A 19,037-nucleotide genomic window follows, 5' to 3' on the forward strand; every position below is an offset into this window, starting at 1 on the left:
TCTTCCTCAGATTTTGCGGCGATAAAGGGGCTCAGGCTTCGCCCAGGCAGCGCAGGGCGACCTCCAGGTTTCTCAGGCCGTCCTCGCCGGTCACCGCCGCCGTCTCGCCGGTTGTGATGGCGCGGGCGAAGGCTTCCAGCTCTTTCTTCAGAGGTTCGGCGGGCCAGGAGTTCAGCATCCGCGTGGAATAGGAGCCGTCGGGCTGCTGGCCGAAATATTCCGTGACCTGACGGGTGATCAGGTCGGCGACGATGAACTTGGTCTTGGTGGCGACCTGAAGCGTACGGGTCTTGTAAGGCGTGACCCAGTTGGTGGTGATGTGGGCGATAACCCCGTTGTCCAGGCGGAACTGCAGCAGGGCCGTGTCCTCGCGGTCGGCGCGGGTGCGGGCCAGTTGCGGCTGGACCTCGGTGATCTCGGCGCCCGTCAGGTGGCGAATGATGTCGATGTCGTGGACCGCCAGGTCGATCACCACCCCGACCTCGCCCATGCGCGGCGGGAAGGGGCCGACGCGGGTGATCTGGATGGAGATGATCTCGTCGTCGGCAAGGGCGCGTTTGACCGCCTCCACCGCCGGATTGAACCGCTCGACCTGACCGACCATCAGGACGCGGTCGTTGGCCTTGGCCGCGTCGATCATGCGCTGGGCGTCCGCGACGGTGGCGGCGATCGGCTTTTCCACCAGGACGTGGACGCCTTTTTCCAGCAGGGCCACCCCGACCTCGGCATGGAAACGGTTGGGCGTGGCGACGACGGCGGCGTCCAGACCGGCCTCGACAAAGGCCTGGGCCGTCGTGACCGGCGATGCGCCATAGGCGGCCGCGACGCCTTCCGCCGTCACGGCGTCCGGGTCGAAGATGGTCGTCAGCTCGAACTCGCGCATTTCTGCGGCGACGCGCGCATGGTTGCGGCCCATGACGCCGGCGCCGGCGACGCCGATCTTGAGGGGGGCGGTGGAGGTGTTCATGGAGGCGACCCTTGTTTTCCCTCGGTCCGTCATCCTCGCCTAGTGGCCAGGATCCATACGCTCGGCGTGTGCGGTGCGACGGGTCGAAGGTCTGAGTTTATGAATCCTAGGCACAAGACCTAGGATGACGAAGGGAAAAGAAGCGGCGAGCCGTCAGCTTTTGAAGCTGGCGACGGCGGCGATGATCTTGTCCTGCGTCGCGGCGTCCAGGTCCGAATGCATCGGCAGGCTGACGACCACGTCCTTCAAACGTTCGGTGACCGGCAGGCCGCCCGCGCCGCGCGGGTAATGTTCATAGGCCGGCTGAAGGTGCAGCGGGATCGGATAATAGACCGCCGTCGGCACGCCCTGTTCCTTAAGGTGCGCGGCCAGGGCGTCGCGGTTCGGATGCTCGATCGTATATTGCGCCCAGTTGGAGATGTTGCCGGCCGGCACGTCCGGGACCTTGGCGACGTGCGGGCGCAGGCCGTCGTTGTAGCGGGCGGCGGCGGCGTTTCGCCATTCGATCTCCTGACCGAAGACCTTCAGCTTTTCGATCAGGACGGCGGCCTGGATGGTGTCCAGACGGCTGTTCAGGCCGATCCGCATGTTCAGATATTTAGGGTCGTGGTCGAAGGTGCGGTCCTTCAGGTCCACCGCGACGGCCTTGCCGTGCACGCGGATGGAATCCATCAGCTGGGCCAGTTCGTCGTCATTGGTCAGCACGGCCCCGCCGTCGCCGTAGCAGCCCAGCGGCTTGGCCGGAAAGAAGCTGGTGGTGGTGACATCAGCCCATTTCAGGGGGTGGGCGCCGTCGATGGTGCAGCCGAAGCCCTGCGCCGAATCCGAGATCAGCTTCAGACCGTGCCTGTCGCAGACGGCCTTGATCGCCGGATAGTCGGCCGGCTGGCCGAACAGATCGACGGCGATGACCACGCGAGGCTTCAGTCGACCCTCTGCCTTGATCCCCTCGATGGCGCGCTCCAGCGCGGTCGGGTCGATATTGTAGGTGTCGGCGTCCACATCGACGAATACCGGTTCGGCGTCGAACCAGGGCACGACCTCGGCGGTGGCGGCGAAGGTGAAGCTGGGCACGAAGACCGCATCGCCGCGCCCGACGCCCCAGGCCATCAGCGGCAGGGCCAGGGCGTCGGTGCCGTTGGCGCAGCCCAGGGCGTGTTTGGCCTGACCGAAGGCGGCCAGATCGGCCTCGAACTGACGGACCTGCGGACCCATGACCCAGGCGCCGCCGACGACGGCCTCCTGAACGGCGGCCTCGATCTTGCCGGCGAGACGCAGGCGTTGGGCCTGAAGGTCGATGAAGGGGATCATGGGGTCGCTCTCTCAATAACAGGATCGGGGCAGCGTGGGCGTGCGCCCTCGACCGGGCCGCCAGTGTCGCGCGTCCTAGCAAGATCGGGCGCGAGGGCCAAATCGCGGCGCGTCACATCGCGTTGCCCTTTGCTACCGTCGCTTTCGCTTGGCGGCGGCCGGGCTCATGCTCTAAGCCAGCGCCATGACCGCCCTCGCCGCCGCACAGACCAGGGTCTCGAACTGGCTGTTCGACCACGCCCTGCCATTGTGGGCCGAATGTGGCGTGGACGCCGGAGGGCGGTTTTTCGAACAGCTGGATTTCGACGGGCGCCCCGTCCTTGGCCAGCGTCGGCGCACCCGCGTCCAGGCGCGCCAAGTCTATGTGTTTTGCGAAGCCGCCGCCCTGGGCTGGGAGGCGGGGCGCGGCATGGCCCAGGCAGGGCTGGACTGCCTGATCGCCACGGGGCGACGCGACGACGGCCTGTGGGTCGGGGCTACGGACGACGACGGCGCGGTGACGGATGCGGCGCCTGATCTCTATGATCTGGCCTTTGTGATCTTCGCGCTGGCCGCCGCCCATCGCGTGTTGGGCGACGCCCGTGCGCGGCCCCTGGCGTTTCAGACGTTGGCGGCGATCGATGCCCAGATGGCCGCCCCGCATGGCGGATGGCGCGAGGCCCTGCCCCCGCGGCTGCCGCGCCGCCAGAACCCGCACATGCATATGCTGGAGGCCATGCTGGCCTGGCAGGCGACGGCGCCCGATCCGGCGTTCGCGACGGCGGCGCGTGTTTCGCTGGATCTGTGTCGGCGTCATTTCACCGTCGATGGCGCGATCCGGGAATATTTCGGCGCCGACTGGCGGCTTGATCCGCAGAAAGGCCGGGTCATCGAGCCGGGCCATCTGGAGGAGTGGGCCTGGCTGCTGCGTCAGGCCGGGCCGCTGGCGACCGAAGCCGAAGCGACCGCCGAGGCGCTTCATCGCCGCGCCGTGACGCAAGGCCGTCGTGACGGCTTCCTGATCCGAGAGATCGACCCGTCTGGCGCGACCCTGGACGGCGGGCGGCGGCTGTGGGCGCAGACCGAGGCGGTGCGGACGGGGCTTAGCTTCAACGACGATGGCGTGGCGGACCTGATCCACCGCATTCTGGACACCCATCTGGCGACCGATGTCCCCGGACTGTGGATCGACAGCTACGAGGCGGACGGCCGGTCCAACGACCGCGCGGCGCCGGCCTCCAGCCTCTATCACCTGATGACCGCCTTCTCCGAACTTCTGAGACTGAACGCATGACCGGAACCCCCGCCGCCTTTCTGGATCGCGACGGCGTCCTGATCGAGGATTGTGGCTATCCCCACCGCCCCGAGGACCTGAAGCTGACCCCCGGCGTGGCGGACGCCGTGCGTCGGATGAACCAGGCGGGTTATCGCACCGTCATCGTCACCAACCAGTCGGGCGTGGCGCGGGGCCTGTTCGACGAAGACCGGATGCACGCCTTCAACGCCCTGCTGGTGCAGGCTCTGGCCGATCAGGGCGCCGTCATCGACGCCGTCTATGCCTGCCCCTTCCATGCCGACGCGGTCGAGGCGCGCTATCGCCATGCCGATCACCCGGACCGCAAGCCCAATCCCGGAATGCTGACGCGCGCCATAGCCGAGCATGGCCTGGACCCCGCCCGCAGCTTCATCATCGGCGACCAGCCGACCGACATCGAGGCGGGACGCCGGGCGGGGGTGAAGGGTTTCCTGTTCGAGGGCGGCGATCTGGACGCCTTCGTGCGCGAGACGGTCGGCCTGTAAGGCGTCGCATTTCCTCGGCCGGTGAATTACTGTGGCGAAAACGTCCGAGGAGATCGCCAATGCCCGGTTCGCAGTCGCCTGATTCCAAGCCGTTCGTAGAGCGGCGCTGGACCTCGCCGGACGGGCTTCATCTGTTCGCCCGCGACTATGCGGCCGGTCCCGGCGTGGCGCGAACGCCCATCATCGCCATCCATGGCCTGACGCGAAACAGCGCGGACTTCGAGGCCATCGCGCCGCTGATGGCGCAAAGCGGCCGGCGGGTGCTGGCCGTGGACGTGCGGGGGCGCGGCCTGTCGGATCGGGCGCCCGATCCGATGACCTATACGCCCGACGTCTATGCGCGCGACGTCCTGGCCCTGATGGATCAGGCGGGCGTTGCGCGGACGGTGTTCGTCGGAACCTCCATGGGCGGGTTGATCACCATGGCGCTGACGGCGATGCGGCCCAAGGCGGTGGTCGGGGCGGTCCTGAACGACATCGGGCCGGAGGTGGCGCCGGAGGGCCTGGCGCGCATCGCCGCCTACAGCGGCCAGTCCGTTCAGATCGACACCTGGGCCGACGCTGCGGACTACGCCCGGCGGATCAATGGCGTGGCGTTTCCCCATTATGGCGAGGCGGACTGGGCCGCGTTCGCGCGGCGCGTCTTCCGTCAGGGGCCTGACGGTCGGATCGGGCTGGACTACGACCCCGACATCGCCGTGCCGATCCGTGCGGCGGGGGCCAAGGCCCTGGTTCCCGATCTGTGGCCGATGTTCCGGCGTCTGGCGCGCAAACGCCCGACCCTGCTGGTGCGCGGCGCGACCTCCGACTTGCTCAGCGCCGACATCGCCGCGCGGATGAGAAAGGCGGCGCCCGCCATGGCCTATGTCGAGGCGCCGGGCGTCGGCCACGCCCCCATGCTGGACGAGCCGGAGGCGCGGGCCGCGATCTTCGCTTTCCTGGCCGAGGTCGATTAGTCCTTGGTCGGATCGACCCGCGACGCATCCCCATAGGTCAGGGCCAGGAAGACGTCTTCGAGATCAGGATCTTCGGTCGTGATGTCGGCGATGGTGACGCCGGCGGCGCGGACGGCGTTGATGACCTGCTCCACCGACGACTGACCCTTCTTGTAGGCGACGGCGAAGGCGCCGCCCGGTCGGGGCGTGACCTCGAAGCCCGCCAGCACCGGCGGCGTCGCCTGGGGCGTCTCGGGCGTCACCACGACATTGCGGCTGTCCAGGCGGCGCAGCAGTTGCGGCGTGGGCTCGCAGGCCACCACCTCGCCCCGGTTGACGATGGCGATGGTGTCGCAAAGCTCCTGCGCCTCTTCGAGGTAGTGGGTGGTCAGGACGATGGTGACCCCTTCCTCGTTGATCCGCCGCACATAGGCCCACAGCTGGCGACGCAGTTCGACGTCCACGCCCGCCGTCGGCTCGTCCAAGATCAGGATGGGCGGATTATGCACCAGCGCCTTGGCCACCATCAGCCGCCGCTTCATGCCGCCGGACAGGGCGCGGACATAGGCGTTGGCCTTGTCCGACAGGCCCAGCGCCGCCAGAAGTTCGTCGGAGCGGCGCTCGTTTTTCGGCACGCCGTAGAAGCCGGCCTGCACCTCCAGCGATTCGCGGGGCGTGAAGAAGACGTCGGCGACGATCTCCTGCGGTACGACGCCCAGGGCCGCTGCGGCGTCGCGCGGCTCCTTGTCGATGTCGCGGCCCCAGATCTTCACCGCGCCTTCGGACTTCTTCACCACCCCGGCCAGGATGTTGATCAGGGTCGATTTGCCCGCGCCGTTGGGTCCCAGCAGGCCGAAGACCGATCCGCGCGGAATGATCAGATCGACGCCGCGCAGGGCCGTCTTGGGCGGCGCCTTCTTGGACCCGGCATAGGTCTTCTTCAGCCCGCGCACCTCGATGGCGTTGTCGGGCAGGGCATAGGTCTCGGGCATGGTCGGCTGTTCACTCGGGCGGGACGGCGAGCGGCATAGGTAGGGGGCGCGGCCGCATTCGCCAACCTGTCTGTCGGAACTGGCGCGACAAGCGTGCATGACCTTGTGTCAATGATGCTTGACGTGTTCATCCTTTATGTCTAGTTTCCTTGTCACAAAGACAATCGAGCTTGATGGAGATGACCATGACTGTTCCCGCAATCCAGACCCCGCCCAAGTCGCCCCGCACGCGCCTGATCGGCTTTGTGGCCATGGGCGTCTGCGCCGTCGGCTATGTCGGCGGCGGACTGGCGCTGTTGGCTGGCAAGATCGATCAGATCGACATGACCCATGCGGCCATCGCCGGCGCCGCCTTGCTGCTGATCGGCGAGATCGGTCTGTGGGTCGGCGCCGCCTGCCTGGGTCTGACGCTGTTCAAGAAGCGCAAGGCGATGCTGAACCGCCTTCTGGGCCGTCGCGCGGCGGCGGCGTCCGAGGTTTGACCTTGGAGGCAGGTCCGCCTAGGAAGCGCGCAAGCCTGCCACATCGGACCGCATCATGCCCCCCCGCCATTCCGACGCCATCATCCCGCCGCCCGAAGAGATCGTCGTCTCCACCAAGCGCGTGGCCTGCGACGGCGGCGGCGGCGCCCTGGGCCACCCGCTGGTCTATATGGACATGGGCGAGGACGACTTCATCGAATGCGGCTATTGCGACCGCCGCTTCGTCCTGTCTGCCCATCCGCATGACGAGAACGAGTATCTGAGCCCGGCGGCCCGCGCGGCCGAGGCGCACTAAGAGGTCGTAACCTCAGTTCAGTCGGATGTCGGGCGGTCCGGGTCTATAGGACTGTGGGACAGCCCGTTCGGATGGAGAGCCGCCCCTTGCGTTATCTGCACACCATGGTCCGGGTGAAGGACGTCGACGCCTCGCTGCGTTTCTACTGCGACCTGTTGGGTCTGCAGGAGGTGCGCCGCACCGAGAATGAGGCGGGCCGGTTCACCCTGATCTTCCTCGCCGCGCCCAAGAACCTGGCGCAGTCGGCGGCGGAGCGCTGTCCCGAGGTCGAACTGACCTTCAACTGGGACGCCGAAGACTATGAGGGCGGCCGCAACTTCGGTCATCTGGCCTACAAGGTCGATGACATCTACGCCGCCTGCCAGACGCTGATGGACGGCGGGGTGACGATCAACCGGCCGCCACGCGACGGCAACATGGCCTTCGTCCGTTCGCCCGACGGCATCTCCATCGAACTGCTTCAGGAAGGCGAACCGCTGGCGCCGGCCGAGCCCTGGGCTTCGATGCCCAACACCGGGGTCTGGTGATGCGGTTGCGGCCGGTCGCGGCCCTGTCGGCTGCGGCGCTGGCCCTATCGGCCTGCGCCTCGACCACCGAGAGCAACACGGGGCGCACCGCGACCGAGCAGCTGCTGCTGGCGCGAGCGTCCGACCGGGCCATCGAGGGGCTGGTGCTGCCGCTGCCGCTGGGGGCGTCGGTGTTCGTGGACGACGCCTATTTCCAGGGCGAGGGCACGCGATATGCGGTCAGCGCCATTCGCGGCGCCATCTCCGACGCCGGTTTCAGCCTGGCCCGCACCAAGGACGACGCCAACGCCGTGTTCGAAATCCGCGCCGGCACCCTGTCGCTGGAGCAGATGCGGCGCGTCTTCGGCATTCCCGAAATGCGTATTCCGATCAACGAGACCTTCAACGTCGTCTCCCTGCCGGAGCTGTCGGTCTACAGCCATCGCGACCGGGTGGGCGTCGCCGAGTTTTCGGGCTTCCTCTACGAGGCCAAGACCGGCGCGCCGCTGGGCGCCGTGGTGCCGATGATCGGCACCTATCGCATCCGCAGCCACAAGGCCTTCATGGTCGTGTCCTGGGGCCAGCAGCAGGCCCAGCCCGGCCAGCGCGATCCGGGGTCGAGCTGGACCGAGTTCTGATCGTCCCTGACGTCCGCCCCCGCCGAGGAAGCCGCCCATGACCGTCGAACCCACGATCGCGATCATCCTGGTGTCGGTGTTCGCGCCGATCGTCATCGTCGCGGGCGTCGGCCTTCTGATCTGGCGAAAGCTGGGGCCGGTGAAGCTGAACGATCCGGTGCGGGGCGAATTGCTGGTCGTCGCCGTCAGCCAGCCGCCGGAAGCCGGCGTGGCGTCTTCGAACTATGACCTGGACGGGGTGCTTTCGGGGGCGGGGGTCGACGCCATGGCGGTTCATGGAGTCGGTTTCGCCCGGGCGTCCAAATGGCCGTCGCCGGGCCAGACCCTGCCTGTCGTCTTCGAACGTGCAGACCCCGCCCGGTTCAACATCCTGTGGCGCGAGATCGAGACCGGCGCGACGGCGGGACGCAAGGCCGCGTCGATGATGGCGGACCGCATGGCCGGCCGCAGTCGAAACACCATCGACGTGACCGGCGCGACCGATCGGGGCGCGGGCCGCGCCGAAGGTCTGCGGCGCGAGGGACGTCGGGGCCAGGCCACGGTGTCGGCGGTGGACGCCCGGTCGAACGCCGACGGCTCCAGCTTCGCCGCCCTGGGTCTGCGTGTCACGCCCGACGACGGCCAGCCGACCTATGACGCCGGGCTGACCATCGAATTCCGACCCGAATCCTTCGCCCGCAGAGACTTCTTCTGCCGGATCGGCGCGACCTTTCCCGTGCTGATAGACCCGCAGGAGAAGCTGACAGTCATGCCCGATCTCGAGCATCTGCCCGAAGGTTTGTAGCGGCCCGCTGCGATCCAGACATGACGGCGGCGAGGGCGCATCCTATGTTCGCCCCATGTCCGACGCCTCCACCGACCTTCCCGCCGCCGACGCCGACCCCGCCGACCGCCCCCTGACGCAGGACGGCCCCGCGCTGCGGCTGTGGATGATCGACGCCTCGGCCTACATCTTCCGCGCCTATCACGCCCTGCCGCCGTTGACGCGCAAGTCGGACGGCCTGCCGGTCGGCGCGGTCCAGGGCTACTGCAACATGTTGTGGAAGCTGCTGAAGGACATGAAGGGTGCGGATGGCCCCACCCATCTGGTCGCCATCTTCGATCATTCGGAAAAGACGTTCCGCAACACCCTGTACGACCAGTACAAGGCCCACCGCCCGCCGCCGCCCGAGGATCTGGTGCCCCAGTTCCCGCTGGTGCGCGAGGCGACGGCGGCGTTCGGGGTGCATTGCGTCGAACTGCCCGGCTACGAGGCCGACGACCTGATCGCCACCTACGCCTGCAAGGCGCGCGATGCGGGCGGGGAGGCGGTGATCGTCTCGTCCGACAAGGACCTGATGCAGCTGATCGGCGGCGGCGTGGTGATGTGGGACCCGATGAAGGACCGGCGTCTGGCCGAGCCGGAGGTGTTCGAAAAGTTCGGCGTCGGGCCCGAAAAGATGGTCGATCTTCAGGCCCTGATCGGCGACAGCGTCGACAATGTGCCGGGCGCGCCGGGCATCGGGCCGAAGACGGCGGCCCAGTTGCTGGATGAATACGGCGACCTGGACACCCTGCTGGCTCGCGCGGGCGAGATCAAACAGCCCAAACGCCGCCAGACCCTGATCGATTTCGCCGATCAGATCCGCCTGTCGCGCGATCTGGTGCGGCTGACCTGCGACGCCCCGGCGCCGGAAGCCATCGACGATTTCGCCGTGCGCGATCCCGATCCCGCGATCCTGTCGGCCTTCCTGGAAGCGATGGAGTTCCGTTCGCTGCAACGCCGGGTCGGCGACGGCAAGGCGGGCCCCAGCGACGTTTCGGCCTTTGCGCCCAAACGCGCGCCCACCCTGTCGGCGCCGGTCGCCACGCCGCGCTACGGCCAGGTGGTGGAGGGCCCGGTGGAGGTCCAAAGCTTCGATCACGCCGCCTATGAATGCATCCAGACCGAGGAGGCGCTGGACCGCTGGATCGCGCGGGCGACCGAGGTCGGGGTGGTCGGTTTCGACACCGAGACCGACGCCCTGTCCGCGACCCACGCCGGCCTGTGCGGCGTGTCCCTGGCCATCGGGCCGAACGAAGCCTGCTACATTCCCCTGACGCACGAGCATGAGCCGCAGGCGGGCGAGGGCGGCCTGTTCGGCGACGCAGCCGAGCCGCGCGAGCCGATCCATCAGCTGGACAAGCCCACGACCCTGGCCAGGCTGAAGACCCTGCTGGAAGACCCGTCTGTCCTGAAGGTGTTGCAGAACGCCAAATACGACATCGCCGTCATGGCGCGCCGGGGCATCCGCGTCGCGCCCTATGACGACACCATGCTGATCTCCTATGTGCTGGAGGGCGGTCTGCACGGTCACGGCATGGACGAACTGGCGCGGCTGCATCTCGGCCACGATCCGATCCCGTTCAAGTCGGTGGCCGGGACGGGCAAGAGCCAGAAGTCGTTCAAGCACGTCGCCCTGAGACCCGCCTCGGAATACGCCGCCGAGGACGCCGACGTGACGCTGCGGCTGTGGCGCATCCTGAAACCGCGCCTGGCGCGCGAGGGCCTGTCCACCGTCTATGAGACGCTGGAGCGGGGGATGCCGACCGTGCTGGCCGACATGGAGACGGCGGGCGTCCGCATCGATCCCGAGCGACTGAAACGTCTGTCCAGCGAGTTCGGCCTGCGCATGGCCGAGCTGGAAGCCGAGGCCGAACGGATCGCCGGCCGGCCCTTCAACATCGGCTCGCCGCGCCAGATCGGCGACATCCTGTTCGGCGAGTTGAACCTGCCGGGCGGCAAGAAGACCGCCAGCGGCCAGTGGGGCACCGACGCCAGCGTGCTGGAGGAGCTGGCCCTCAGCCACGAGCTGCCGCGCACCATTCTGGACTGGCGCCAACTGTCCAAGCTGAAGGGCACCTATACCGACGCCCTGATCGCCGCCGCCGATCCCAGGACTGATCGGGTCCACACCTCCTATCAGCTGGCCGCCGCCTCGACCGGGCGTCTGGCGTCCAGCGACCCGAACCTGCAGAACATCCCGATCCGCACCGAGACGGGGCGCGAAATCCGCCAGGCCTTCATCGCCGCGCCCGGCCATGTGCTGATCAGCGCCGACTACAGCCAGATCGAGCTGCGCCTGCTGGCCCATATCGGCGACATCGCCGAGCTGAAACGCGCCTTCAAGGCCGGGCTGGACATCCACGCCGCGACCGCCAGCGAAATGTTCGGCGTGCCGGTCGAAGGGATGCCGTCCGAGACGCGCCGTCGCGCCAAGGCGATCAATTTCGGCATCGTCTATGGCATCTCGGCCTTCGGCCTGGCCAACCAGCTGGGCATCGATCAGGGCGAGGCCGGGGCCTATATCAAGACCTATTTCGAACGCTTCCCCGGCATCCGCGACTATATGGACCGCACCAAGGCCGAGGTGCGCCAGACTGGCTTCGTCTCGACCGTCTTCGGGCGTCGCATCCACATTCCCGCCATCCTGTCCAAGTCCGGGGCCGAGCGTCAGTTCGGCGAGCGCGCGGCCATCAACGCCCCGATCCAGGGCGCGGCCGCCGACATCATCCGCCGCGCCATGATCCGCATGCCGGGCGCCTTGGTGGACGCCGGGCTGAAGACGCGGATGCTGTTGCAGGTCCACGACGAACTGGTGTTCGAGGCGCCGCAGGACGAGGCCGAGCGCGCCATCCCCGTGATCCGCCGCATCATGGAGAACGCCGCCGAACCCGCCGTCGCCCTGACCGTCCCCCTAGTCGTCGACGCCCGCGCCGCCCCCAACTGGGACGAGGCCCACTGACCGGGCGTCAGGCGGCGACCATGCCGATGTCGTCGGGCAGTTCGCCGCGGCCCAGGAGGCCGGTTTCGAAGTCCATGAAGATGTCCATCAGCTCCTCGACATTGACCGGCGGGGCGCCGGGGCCGAAGCGGAAGCGCCAGTAGCTGACGATGTGCTGCACGGCGCCCAGCTGGTCGCCCAGCTTGGCGAACATGGAGGGCGCATCCAGAAGAAAGTCGCGGAAGGCGGTGGGTTGGCCTTCCTGGGTCAGCTTGGCGTAGGCGTCGTCATAGATGCGAAGTGTCCGGCTGACCTCGTCGCAGGTCTTGATGATGCGGCCGCGCAGAACGTCGCGGCTGCGGGCCAGATACTCCTTGGCGGCGCGGTCGGTCTTGCCGATCGGGCGGATGGTGCGCACGGCCTCGGCGACATTGGCGACGTCGCCCAACAGGGCCGCCAGCGTCCACTTGTAATAGAGGAAGCCTTTCCAGCAGAAAACGCCTTCCTGATACTGCTCCGGCGCCAGGCGCAGCGTCAGTCGCAGGGCGTCCAGCTGATCGCCCGGGGTGTTGGACAGGATCTTGGCCGCCATCCGACCGGCCGAGTCCGCGTTCACCGCCACGGTGTCGGATCCCAGGCTGAGGGTGACCAGCGGTTCGATCTCGCTGCGCACGAAGGCCAGCATCCGCTGAAGATCGCTTTCGCTGATCGAAAAATAGCAGGGCGCGGGGTCCAGCCCGCCGCGTCGGAGCTGTTCGCGCAGCAGGAAGGGATCCAGCGACGGCAGTTTGTCGATCAGGCGCAGGGTCTCGATGTCGGGATGGTTCGCTGGAACCCCGAACGCCTCCATCATCATCCGCTCGAAGCCGATCTGGTTGACGAAGACGTAGCGGCCGCCGGTCTTCAGGTCGGTGTCGTCGATAGGGATGACCACCTTGGTCACGACCTGACGGCGGCCGTTGAACAGGTCGATCTCGTTGCGCCGCACACGGTGTTTTATGATCAGGGCGCGGTTGAGCGCTGAGGTGCGGAAGATGGGGAAGCTGGCCCACTCGGGATTGCGCACGGCGCCGTCGGGGCCGCTGTCGCCGTTCTCCTCCCAAACGCGCAGCAGGTTCAGCACCCGCGCCGTGGAGGCCGAGCCCTTCAGATGTTCCAGACTGCGGACGGCGCGATCGGTCATGCGATCACCCTAGACGCGAAATCGTCACCAAATGGCTTAGGTTGTCCTGGAAAAGAACAGGGGTCGCCGAGACGACCCCAAGCGGCCCGCGATTGCGCGATCAGAAGGCGGCCGTGACGGAGACCCACAGGCGGCGCGGCTCCTGGTTGTTGGCGAACTCCGGCGCATAGGACACAGGCGTCCCATAGGGAAGCAGGCTGACGAAGTCCTTGTCGAAGACATTATAGACCACGGCGTTCACGGTCAGATTGTCGTCGATCCGATAGGCGCCGCCTAGGTGGAACAGGCTGTAGGCCTTGTAGTCGCCCAGCGCCGTCTGGGCGTCGCCGACGCCCCGATAACGCGACGACCGATATTCGCCGCGCAGCCACAGGTTCATGCGATCCGTGGCGTTCCAGCGCAGATTGGCGTTCAGCATATGCTCGGGCGTGTCGGTCAGAGGCTGGCCGGCCGCCGCGCCCGATTTCTGTTCGCTGTCGGTGAAGGTGTAGTTGCCCTGAAGCGTCCAGGCGTCGTCGAAGCGGAAGCGGGCCGTGGCCTCGACGCCCTTCGTCACCGCCTCGTCGACGTTGACGCTCTGGGCGAAGGTCGGAACCGTGGAGATGTAGGCGGTATAGAAACCCACGTCGTAGCAGCCCGACTTATTATACCCGCCGGCGTCGAACTGGGCCTGGGTCAGGCGGAACAGGCAGTTGGCGATCGGGACGCCGGTGGCGATCTTGTCGTCGAACTGGTTGTGGAAGACGGTCACGCCGGCGCGCAGCCGCTGGTGATCGTCGTACAGGACCGCGAACTCGGTCGAGGTCGAGGTTTCCGGCATCAGGCCGGGGCTGCCCAGCAGCGGCAGGCGGCCCTGGGCGCCGAAGCCGTTGATGCCCGACGCCAGTTGCTCCAGCCGCGGGGTCTTGAAGCCCTGGCTGACGCCGCCCTTCACGGTCCAGACGGCGCTGGGGTTCCACACCAGATAGGCGCGCGGACTGAAGTGCGAGCCGAAGGTGGAATGGTCGTCGTGCCGCGCCCCCAGCGTCAGGGCCAGGTTGTCGGTGAAACGCCACTCGTCCTCGGCGAAGACGGCCCACTGGGTGTGGTTGAACGTGCCGGACACCACGCCGTCCGTCATTTCGGCGTCCCAATGCTGGCCGCCCACAGTGAAGGTGTGGTTGCGCCATTGCGAGAACAGCTTGGTGTCGAAGATGCGATTTTCGCTCTCCAAGGTGCGGCCGCCGCCGGCGCCGGCGACGCCGTTTGGAATGATCCGGCCACGGGTTTCGGTCCTGGCGACCGAATAGTTGGATTCCAGCACCCCGAACGGCAGGCGCCAGTTGTGGGCCACGGCGATTTGATCGCGGTTGAACTCCAGGAACTTGTCATAGCCGCCGGCGGTGGTGGCGGTGCCCATCTGGCCCTTGGAGTTGTCATACCATTGGCGGCTCACGTCGCCGTCGATCCACAGGTCGTGGTCGGGATGCAGGTTGAAGGCCACGCGCCCGCCTGCAGACCAGATCTGGTTGGCCGTGGCGCTGCGGCCAAAGCCGGACACCGGGGTCTGGACGCCCGCGACGGTCTCATAGGTCAGTCTGGACTGCTCCCGCTCCGAGCGCGACGCCCGGATCGAGACGCCGACGCGATCCGCGACCAGCGGCCCGGCCAGATAGACGTCGCCGCCGCGAATATCGCCGAACTCCTCGTCGCCCTGCAGGGTGTAATGGGCCGTCGCCGATCCGTGCCAGGCGTCGCCGATCTTGCGGGTGATGATGTTGACCACCCCGCCCATGGCGTCGGACCCGTACAGGGTGGAGACGGGGCCGCGCACCACCTCGACCCGCTCGATGGCCGAGACGGGCGGCAGGAAGCTGGTGGCGGTCTCGCCGAAGCCGTTGGGCGTGACGCTGCCGGCTGTGTTCTGGCGGCGGCCGTCGATCAGGATCAGGGTGTAGTCCGACCCCATGCCCCGGATATTGATGGTCTGGCCGCCCGACTTGCCGACGGCGGCGCCGGTGTCGACGCCTTCGACATTGTTCAGGATTTCGGCGATGGAGACGGCCCGCACCTCCTCGATCTCGGCGCGGGGAATGACGCTGATCGAGGCGGGGGCCTGATTGATCCGCTGCTCGAAGCCCGAGGCGGTGACGACGATCTCGCCCAGTTCAGAGGGCTGGGCGGTCGAGGGCTGGGCGGTCTGGGCCAGGGCGGCGTTCGCGGTCAGGCAGAAGGCCAGGGAGGCGCCGGCCAGCAGGCGTGCGCGGGTCGAAATCGTCATGATAGAACAGCCCCTAATACTTGCGAGCGCCTCTCAACAGCATTCGCAAAGGTCGTCCAAGGGGGGTGCGCCCATCCGTCGCAAGCGGAGCCGTATCGGCGCGCGGTCCGACGCCGCGCGCTGGCGCCCGGTCGCAATCCGGGTCTAGAACGAGGCCATGCAGATTTTCGACCTTCTGATCGTCGCCGCCATCGTCGCCGTGACGATCACCCTGGGCCTGGGTCTCTATTCGCTGTTTCGCGGCGGGGCCTATGCGCGGACCCATTCCAACCGGCTGATGCGGTTGCGCGTCGGGCTGCAGGCCGTGGCGGTGGTGCTGCTGGTGATCGGCATGATGTGGAAGGCGACGCGGGGAGGCTGACCATGGTGACGCTGAACAAGATCTACACTCGCACCGGCGACGGCGGTCAGACGCGGCTGGCCTCAGGCGCGCCCGTCTCCAAGACCGACGCCCGGGTCGAGGCCTATGGAGCGGTGGACGAGCTGAACGCCGTGATCGGCATCGCGCGTCTGAACAGTGGTCAGAACGACCGGATCGACGCCATGCTGGGCCGCATCCAGAACGAGCTGTTCGACCTGGGCGCCGACCTGGCCACGCCGCTCGATCCGCCTCCGGCGTGGGAGGCGCTGCGGATCATCGACAGCCAGGTCGAGCGGCTGGAGCAGGAAATCGACTGGATGAACGAGAGCCTCAAGGCCCTGGACAGCTTCATCCTGCCGGGCGGGGCGCCGCTGTCGGCGCATCTGCACGTGGCGCGCACCGTCTGTCGCCGGGCCGAGCGGGAGGCCGTGCGGCTGGTCGAGGCCGGGGAGGCGGTGAACGGCGCGGCCGTCCGCTATCTAAACCGGCTGTCGGACCATCTGTTCGTGGCCGCCCGCCGCGCCAACGCCAATGGCGCCGGCGACATCAAGTGGAAGCCGGGCGCGACGCGCTGAGGGCTTTTACGATCAGGCCGCCGGTCTTGCAGCGGCCAGGGCCGCCTTCTGCCGTTGGGCGTCGGCGGCGCGGGCGCGGCTTTCGGCGGCCAGCTCATGTTCGATGCGAACCAGCTCGCGGTTCTTCTCGGCCGAGGCCTCCTCGCGCGACACGCCGTTCGGACGGCCGGTGATCTGGGCGATGGAGATGGGCTGGGCGCAGATGCGGCTTTCCATGTCATACCATTTTCCGGCCGCCTCGCACCGCTTGCCCGGCGCGACCCAATAGTCCTGCAGCACGAAAATCCCCACGATGGCGACGCCGAACAGGCCGAAGAAAATCATCGCCAGGCGGGGAAAGGTCAGGAAACGCTTCATCTCGTGGTCCGTTAGGTGAGGATCGCAGCCGCAGCTTGACCCCGCGTTACGTTGACAGGCCTTCGCGACCGCTCCATGTCCTTGCCCCTGCATTCAGGCGATTTCACGGATAGACCCATGAAGGTACTCGTCCCCGTCAAACGGGTGATCGACTATAACGTCAAGGCCCGCGTCAAGGCGGATCAGTCGGGCGTCGATCTGGCCAACGTCAAAATGAGCATGAACCCGTTCGACGAGATCGCCGTCGAAGAGGCGGTTCGTCTGAAGGAAGGCAAGGAGCATCACGCGGCCGGAACGGCGGACGAGATCGTCGTCGTCTCCATCGGCGTGACCCAGGCCCAGGAGACGATCCGCACGGCCCTGGCCATGGGCGCGGACCGGGGCATCCTGGTTCAGTCGGACACGGACCTGGAGCCTCTGGCCGTCGCCAAACTGCTGAAGGCGGTGGTCGACGAGGAGAAGCCGGACCTGGTCCTGATGGGCAAACAGTCGATCGACGGCGACAACAATGCGGTGGGTCAGATGCTGGCCGCCCTGCTGGACTGGCCCCAGGCCACCTTCGCCGGCAAGCTGGTCATCGACGGCGGCAAGGCCACGGTGACGCGCGAAGTCGACGGCGGCCTGCAGACGGTTGCGGCTGAACTGCCCGCCGTGGTGACGGTGGACCTGCGTCTGAACACGCCGCGCTATGCGTCGCTTCCCAACATCATGAAGGCCAAGAAGAAGGAGATCGCGGTCAAGGCGGTCGCCGACTATGGCGTCGATGTCGCCGACCGTCTGAAGGTCGTGAAGGTCACCGAGCCGCCCAAGCGGTCGGCCGGGGTCAAGGTGGCCGACGCCGCCGAACTGGTTTCCAAGCTCAAGTCCGCGGGAGCGCTGTAATATGGCTGTCCTCGTCATCGCCGATCACGACGGTTCGACCGTTCGCGACACCACCAACAAGACCGTGACCGCCGCTCTGGGCCTGTCGTCCGACGTGGACGTTCTGGTCCTGGGCCAGGGCGCGCAGGCCGCCGCCGACAGCGCGGCCAAGATCGCCGGCGTGCGCAAGGTGCTGCTGGCCGAGAGCGCGGGTCTGGGCAAGATGCTGGCCGAGGCGGTCGAAGCGACCGTCCTGCCGCTGGCGGACGGCTACGACGCCATCCTGACGCCTGCGACCACGGACGGAAAGAACTTCGCCCCGCGTCTGGCCGCCAAGCTGGATGTCGCGCCGATCTCGGACATCGTCGAAGTCGTCTCGGCCGACACCTTCGTCCGGCCGATCTACGCCGGCAATGCGCTGGAGACGATCCAGTCGTCGGACGCCAGGAAGGTGATCACGGTGCGCCCGACCGCCTTCGCCGCCGCCGCCGAGGGCGGCTCGGCCCCTGTGGAGAGCGTCGCCGGCGCCGAGGCGTCCAAGACCGCCTTCGTCTCCGAGGAGATGGTCAAGTCGGATCGGCCCGAACTGGGCGCCGCCAAGATCATCGTCTCCGGCGGCCGCGCCCTGGGCTCGGCGGATGAATTCCACGCCGTGATGGAGCCTCTGGCTGACAAGCTGGGAGCCGCCATCGGCGCCTCGCGCGCCGCCGTCGACGCCGGCTATGCGCCCAACGACTATCAGGTCGGCCAGACCGGCAAGGTGGTCGCGCCCCAGCTCTATATCGCCGTGGGCATCTCTGGCGCGATCCAGCACCTGGCGGGGATGAAGGACTCCAAGACCATCGTCGCCATCAACAAGGACCCCGACGCGCCGATCTTCCAGGTCGCCGACTACGGTCTGGTCGCGGACTACAAGACCGCCGTGCCTGAACTGATGGCCGCCCTGGGCTGACGCCTGGACGATAGACTCTGCGAGGGGCGCGATGTCGGAGACGATGTCGCGCCTTTTGCATATCTGGGAGCGATGGAATGGCGACCCTGGCCGTGAAGCTGCAGCCCGGCGCCGCCATGGACCGAATCGACGGCTGGGACGTGGATGCGTCGGGTCGACGGATTCTCAAGGTCCGCGTCCGTGCGCGACCCGTCGATGGCGAGGCCAACGAGGCCCTGATCCGATTCCTGGCCAGAGGCCTGGATCTGCCGAAGTCAGCCGTCGCCCTGACGCGGGGCGGCCAGTCGCGGCTCAAGATGATCGCCCTGGAAGGGCTGGATGACGCCGCGCTCCTCGCTCGAATCGAAGAGCGGCTCTCCAGCGTCTGACAGAGGCGACGATTCCGGACCCACGCGCGTTGTCTCAGAAACGCGGAGACACGACCGATGACCGACCTCACGCAAACACGAGTCCTTCACGCCCGCAGCGGCGTGACCCTGGCACAGCGCGAAGACGGATTCGCCGTCGTCAGTCTGAGGACCGACGCGCCGACCCTGTTCGACAAAGAAGGGGAGGCGCAGCAGGCGTTCGAAGCCGAAGTCGCGCTGGTCGAAAAAGACCCCGAACTGATGTCCAGGCTCGGCGGGGCCTGATCCCAAAGGGCGTCATGCGGTCTAGGGCGACGTTCGCCGATTCCGAATCCGTGAGAATCTTCGTCGCTTCTCCAGATTCTTCTTGCTGCGAAAAAGGGCTGCCCGTATAGGGCTGCCTCGCTCGGAAACGGGCCGGCCTGCGGGGCCTTGGGGACTGGTTTTCCGGGGTTTTCGAGGGGAAGAAAGGGTTGAAAAACTTCTTGCTTTC

Annotated in this window: 21 protein-coding genes; 15 read left to right on the plus strand and 6 right to left on the minus strand. The window is 67.4% G+C overall.

The features are described from left to right. Nucleotides 1-31: 31 nt before the first annotated feature. Both B3Z70_RS02955 and B3Z70_RS02960 read right to left on the minus strand, forming a co-directional pair. Nucleotides 32-967, minus strand: coding sequence for a Gfo/Idh/MocA family protein (locus B3Z70_RS02955; RefSeq protein ID WP_292024730.1), 936 nt, complete (start codon nt 965-967; stop codon nt 32-34). A 153-nt stretch (nt 968-1,120) separates the two neighbouring features. Next, nucleotides 1,121-2,278, minus strand: coding sequence for a DegT/DnrJ/EryC1/StrS family aminotransferase (locus B3Z70_RS02960; RefSeq protein WP_292024732.1), 1,158 nt, complete (start codon nt 2,276-2,278; stop codon nt 1,121-1,123). Nucleotides 2,279-2,462: 184 nt separating this feature from the next. Here B3Z70_RS02960 and B3Z70_RS02965 point away from each other — a divergent pair, with 184 nt between their 5' ends. Genes B3Z70_RS02965 through B3Z70_RS02975 form a run of 3 tightly spaced genes read left to right on the plus strand, consistent with a single transcriptional unit; the run spans nt 2,463 to nt 5,013 of the window. After that, nucleotides 2,463-3,551, plus strand: coding sequence for an AGE family epimerase/isomerase (locus tag B3Z70_RS02965; RefSeq protein WP_292024734.1), 1,089 nt, complete (start codon nt 2,463-2,465; stop codon nt 3,549-3,551). Continuing rightward, complete coding sequence (locus tag B3Z70_RS02970) at nt 3,548-4,057, plus strand: D-glycero-alpha-D-manno-heptose-1,7-bisphosphate 7-phosphatase (RefSeq protein ID WP_292024736.1); 510 nt, start codon at nt 3,548-3,550, stop codon at nt 4,055-4,057. The genes B3Z70_RS02965 and B3Z70_RS02970 overlap by 4 nt, the downstream gene beginning before the upstream one ends. 59 nt (nt 4,058-4,116) lie before the next feature. Continuing rightward, nucleotides 4,117-5,013: an alpha/beta fold hydrolase gene (locus tag B3Z70_RS02975; RefSeq protein ID WP_292024737.1), complete on the plus strand. Its 897-nt coding sequence runs from the start codon at nt 4,117-4,119 to the stop codon at nt 5,011-5,013. Here the strand turns inward: B3Z70_RS02975 and B3Z70_RS02980 are convergent. Further along, entirely contained in the window at nt 5,010-5,984 is a 975-nt protein-coding gene (locus B3Z70_RS02980; protein WP_292024739.1) for an ABC transporter ATP-binding protein, read from the minus strand. The two genes, B3Z70_RS02975 and B3Z70_RS02980, sit on opposite strands and share 4 nt — an antisense overlap. A 185-nt stretch (nt 5,985-6,169) precedes the next feature. Between B3Z70_RS02980 and B3Z70_RS02985 the strand changes: the two genes are divergently transcribed. The 6 genes from B3Z70_RS02985 to polA all read left to right on the plus strand — a co-directional run bounded on the left by B3Z70_RS02985 (nt 6,170) and on the right by polA (nt 11,669). Beyond that, on the plus strand, nt 6,170-6,466 hold the full coding sequence (locus tag B3Z70_RS02985; RefSeq protein WP_292024741.1) for a hypothetical protein: 297 nt from the start codon (nt 6,170-6,172) through the stop codon (nt 6,464-6,466). 55 nt (nt 6,467-6,521) lie between these two features. Continuing rightward, on the plus strand, nt 6,522-6,761 hold the full coding sequence (locus B3Z70_RS02990) for a zinc-finger domain-containing protein (protein ID WP_248120736.1): 240 nt from the start codon (nt 6,522-6,524) through the stop codon (nt 6,759-6,761). Nucleotides 6,762-6,847: 86 nt separating this feature from the next. After that, complete coding sequence (locus B3Z70_RS02995) at nt 6,848-7,288, plus strand: VOC family protein (RefSeq protein WP_292024743.1); 441 nt, start codon at nt 6,848-6,850, stop codon at nt 7,286-7,288. Beyond that, nucleotides 7,288-7,905, plus strand: coding sequence for a DUF6655 family protein (locus B3Z70_RS03000; protein WP_292024745.1), 618 nt, complete (start codon nt 7,288-7,290; stop codon nt 7,903-7,905). Before B3Z70_RS02995 ends, B3Z70_RS03000 begins: the two co-directional genes overlap by 1 nt. A 37-nt stretch (nt 7,906-7,942) precedes the next feature. Beyond that, complete coding sequence (locus tag B3Z70_RS03005) at nt 7,943-8,689, plus strand: hypothetical protein (protein WP_292024746.1); 747 nt, start codon at nt 7,943-7,945, stop codon at nt 8,687-8,689. Between the two features lie 55 nt (nt 8,690-8,744). Beyond that, entirely contained in the window at nt 8,745-11,669 is a 2,925-nt protein-coding gene (gene polA, locus B3Z70_RS03010; protein ID WP_292024747.1) for a DNA polymerase I, read from the plus strand. A gap of 7 nt (nt 11,670-11,676) precedes the next feature. Here polA and B3Z70_RS03015 read toward each other — a convergent pair whose 3' ends face one another. Both B3Z70_RS03015 and B3Z70_RS03020 read right to left on the minus strand, forming a co-directional pair. After that, complete coding sequence (locus B3Z70_RS03015) at nt 11,677-12,831, minus strand: hypothetical protein (RefSeq protein WP_292024748.1); 1,155 nt, start codon at nt 12,829-12,831, stop codon at nt 11,677-11,679. A gap of 100 nt (nt 12,832-12,931) precedes the next feature. Further along, nucleotides 12,932-15,091, minus strand: a complete 2,160-nt coding sequence (locus B3Z70_RS03020) for a TonB-dependent receptor domain-containing protein (RefSeq protein ID WP_292024749.1) — start codon at nt 15,089-15,091, stop codon at nt 12,932-12,934. 157 nt (nt 15,092-15,248) lie between these two features. Here B3Z70_RS03020 and B3Z70_RS03025 point away from each other — a divergent pair, with 157 nt between their 5' ends. Both B3Z70_RS03025 and B3Z70_RS03030 read left to right on the plus strand, forming a co-directional pair. Next, nucleotides 15,249-15,452, plus strand: coding sequence for a twin transmembrane helix small protein (locus B3Z70_RS03025; RefSeq protein ID WP_292024750.1), 204 nt, complete (start codon nt 15,249-15,251; stop codon nt 15,450-15,452). Nucleotides 15,453-15,454: 2 nt separating this feature from the next. Beyond that, nucleotides 15,455-16,027 (plus strand): cob(I)yrinic acid a,c-diamide adenosyltransferase, encoded by a 573-nt coding sequence (locus B3Z70_RS03030; RefSeq protein WP_292024753.1) that lies wholly within the window; start codon nt 15,455-15,457, stop codon nt 16,025-16,027. A 12-nt stretch (nt 16,028-16,039) separates the two neighbouring features. On the opposite strand, the gene B3Z70_RS03035 is transcribed toward B3Z70_RS03030, so the two are convergent. Next, a complete protein-coding gene (locus tag B3Z70_RS03035) occupies nt 16,040-16,384 on the minus strand; it encodes a hypothetical protein (protein WP_248120752.1) in 345 nt (114 codons plus the stop codon). 117 nt (nt 16,385-16,501) lie between these two features. On the opposite strand from B3Z70_RS03035, the gene B3Z70_RS03040 reads away from it, so the two are divergent. The 4 genes from B3Z70_RS03040 (at nt 16,502) to B3Z70_RS03055 (ending at nt 18,829) form a co-directional block, all read left to right on the plus strand. Further along, a complete protein-coding gene (locus tag B3Z70_RS03040; RefSeq protein WP_292024754.1) occupies nt 16,502-17,266 on the plus strand; it encodes an electron transfer flavoprotein subunit beta/FixA family protein in 765 nt (254 codons plus the stop codon). A gap of 1 nt (nt 17,267) precedes the next feature. After that, nucleotides 17,268-18,197, plus strand: a complete 930-nt coding sequence (locus B3Z70_RS03045) for an electron transfer flavoprotein subunit alpha/FixB family protein (protein ID WP_292024756.1) — start codon at nt 17,268-17,270, stop codon at nt 18,195-18,197. 77 nt (nt 18,198-18,274) lie between these two features. Next, the gene (locus tag B3Z70_RS03050; RefSeq protein ID WP_292024758.1) at nt 18,275-18,565 is read left to right on the plus strand and encodes a DUF167 domain-containing protein; all 291 of its coding nucleotides are present in this window, start codon (nt 18,275-18,277) and stop codon (nt 18,563-18,565) included. Nucleotides 18,566-18,622: 57 nt separating this feature from the next. Further along, nucleotides 18,623-18,829, plus strand: a complete 207-nt coding sequence (locus tag B3Z70_RS03055) for a hypothetical protein (protein WP_292024760.1) — start codon at nt 18,623-18,625, stop codon at nt 18,827-18,829. Nucleotides 18,830-19,037 lie beyond the last annotated feature (208 nt).

The organism is Brevundimonas sp. UBA6550, assembly GCF_002434505.1.
Taxonomy (GTDB): domain Bacteria; phylum Pseudomonadota; class Alphaproteobacteria; order Caulobacterales; family Caulobacteraceae; genus Brevundimonas.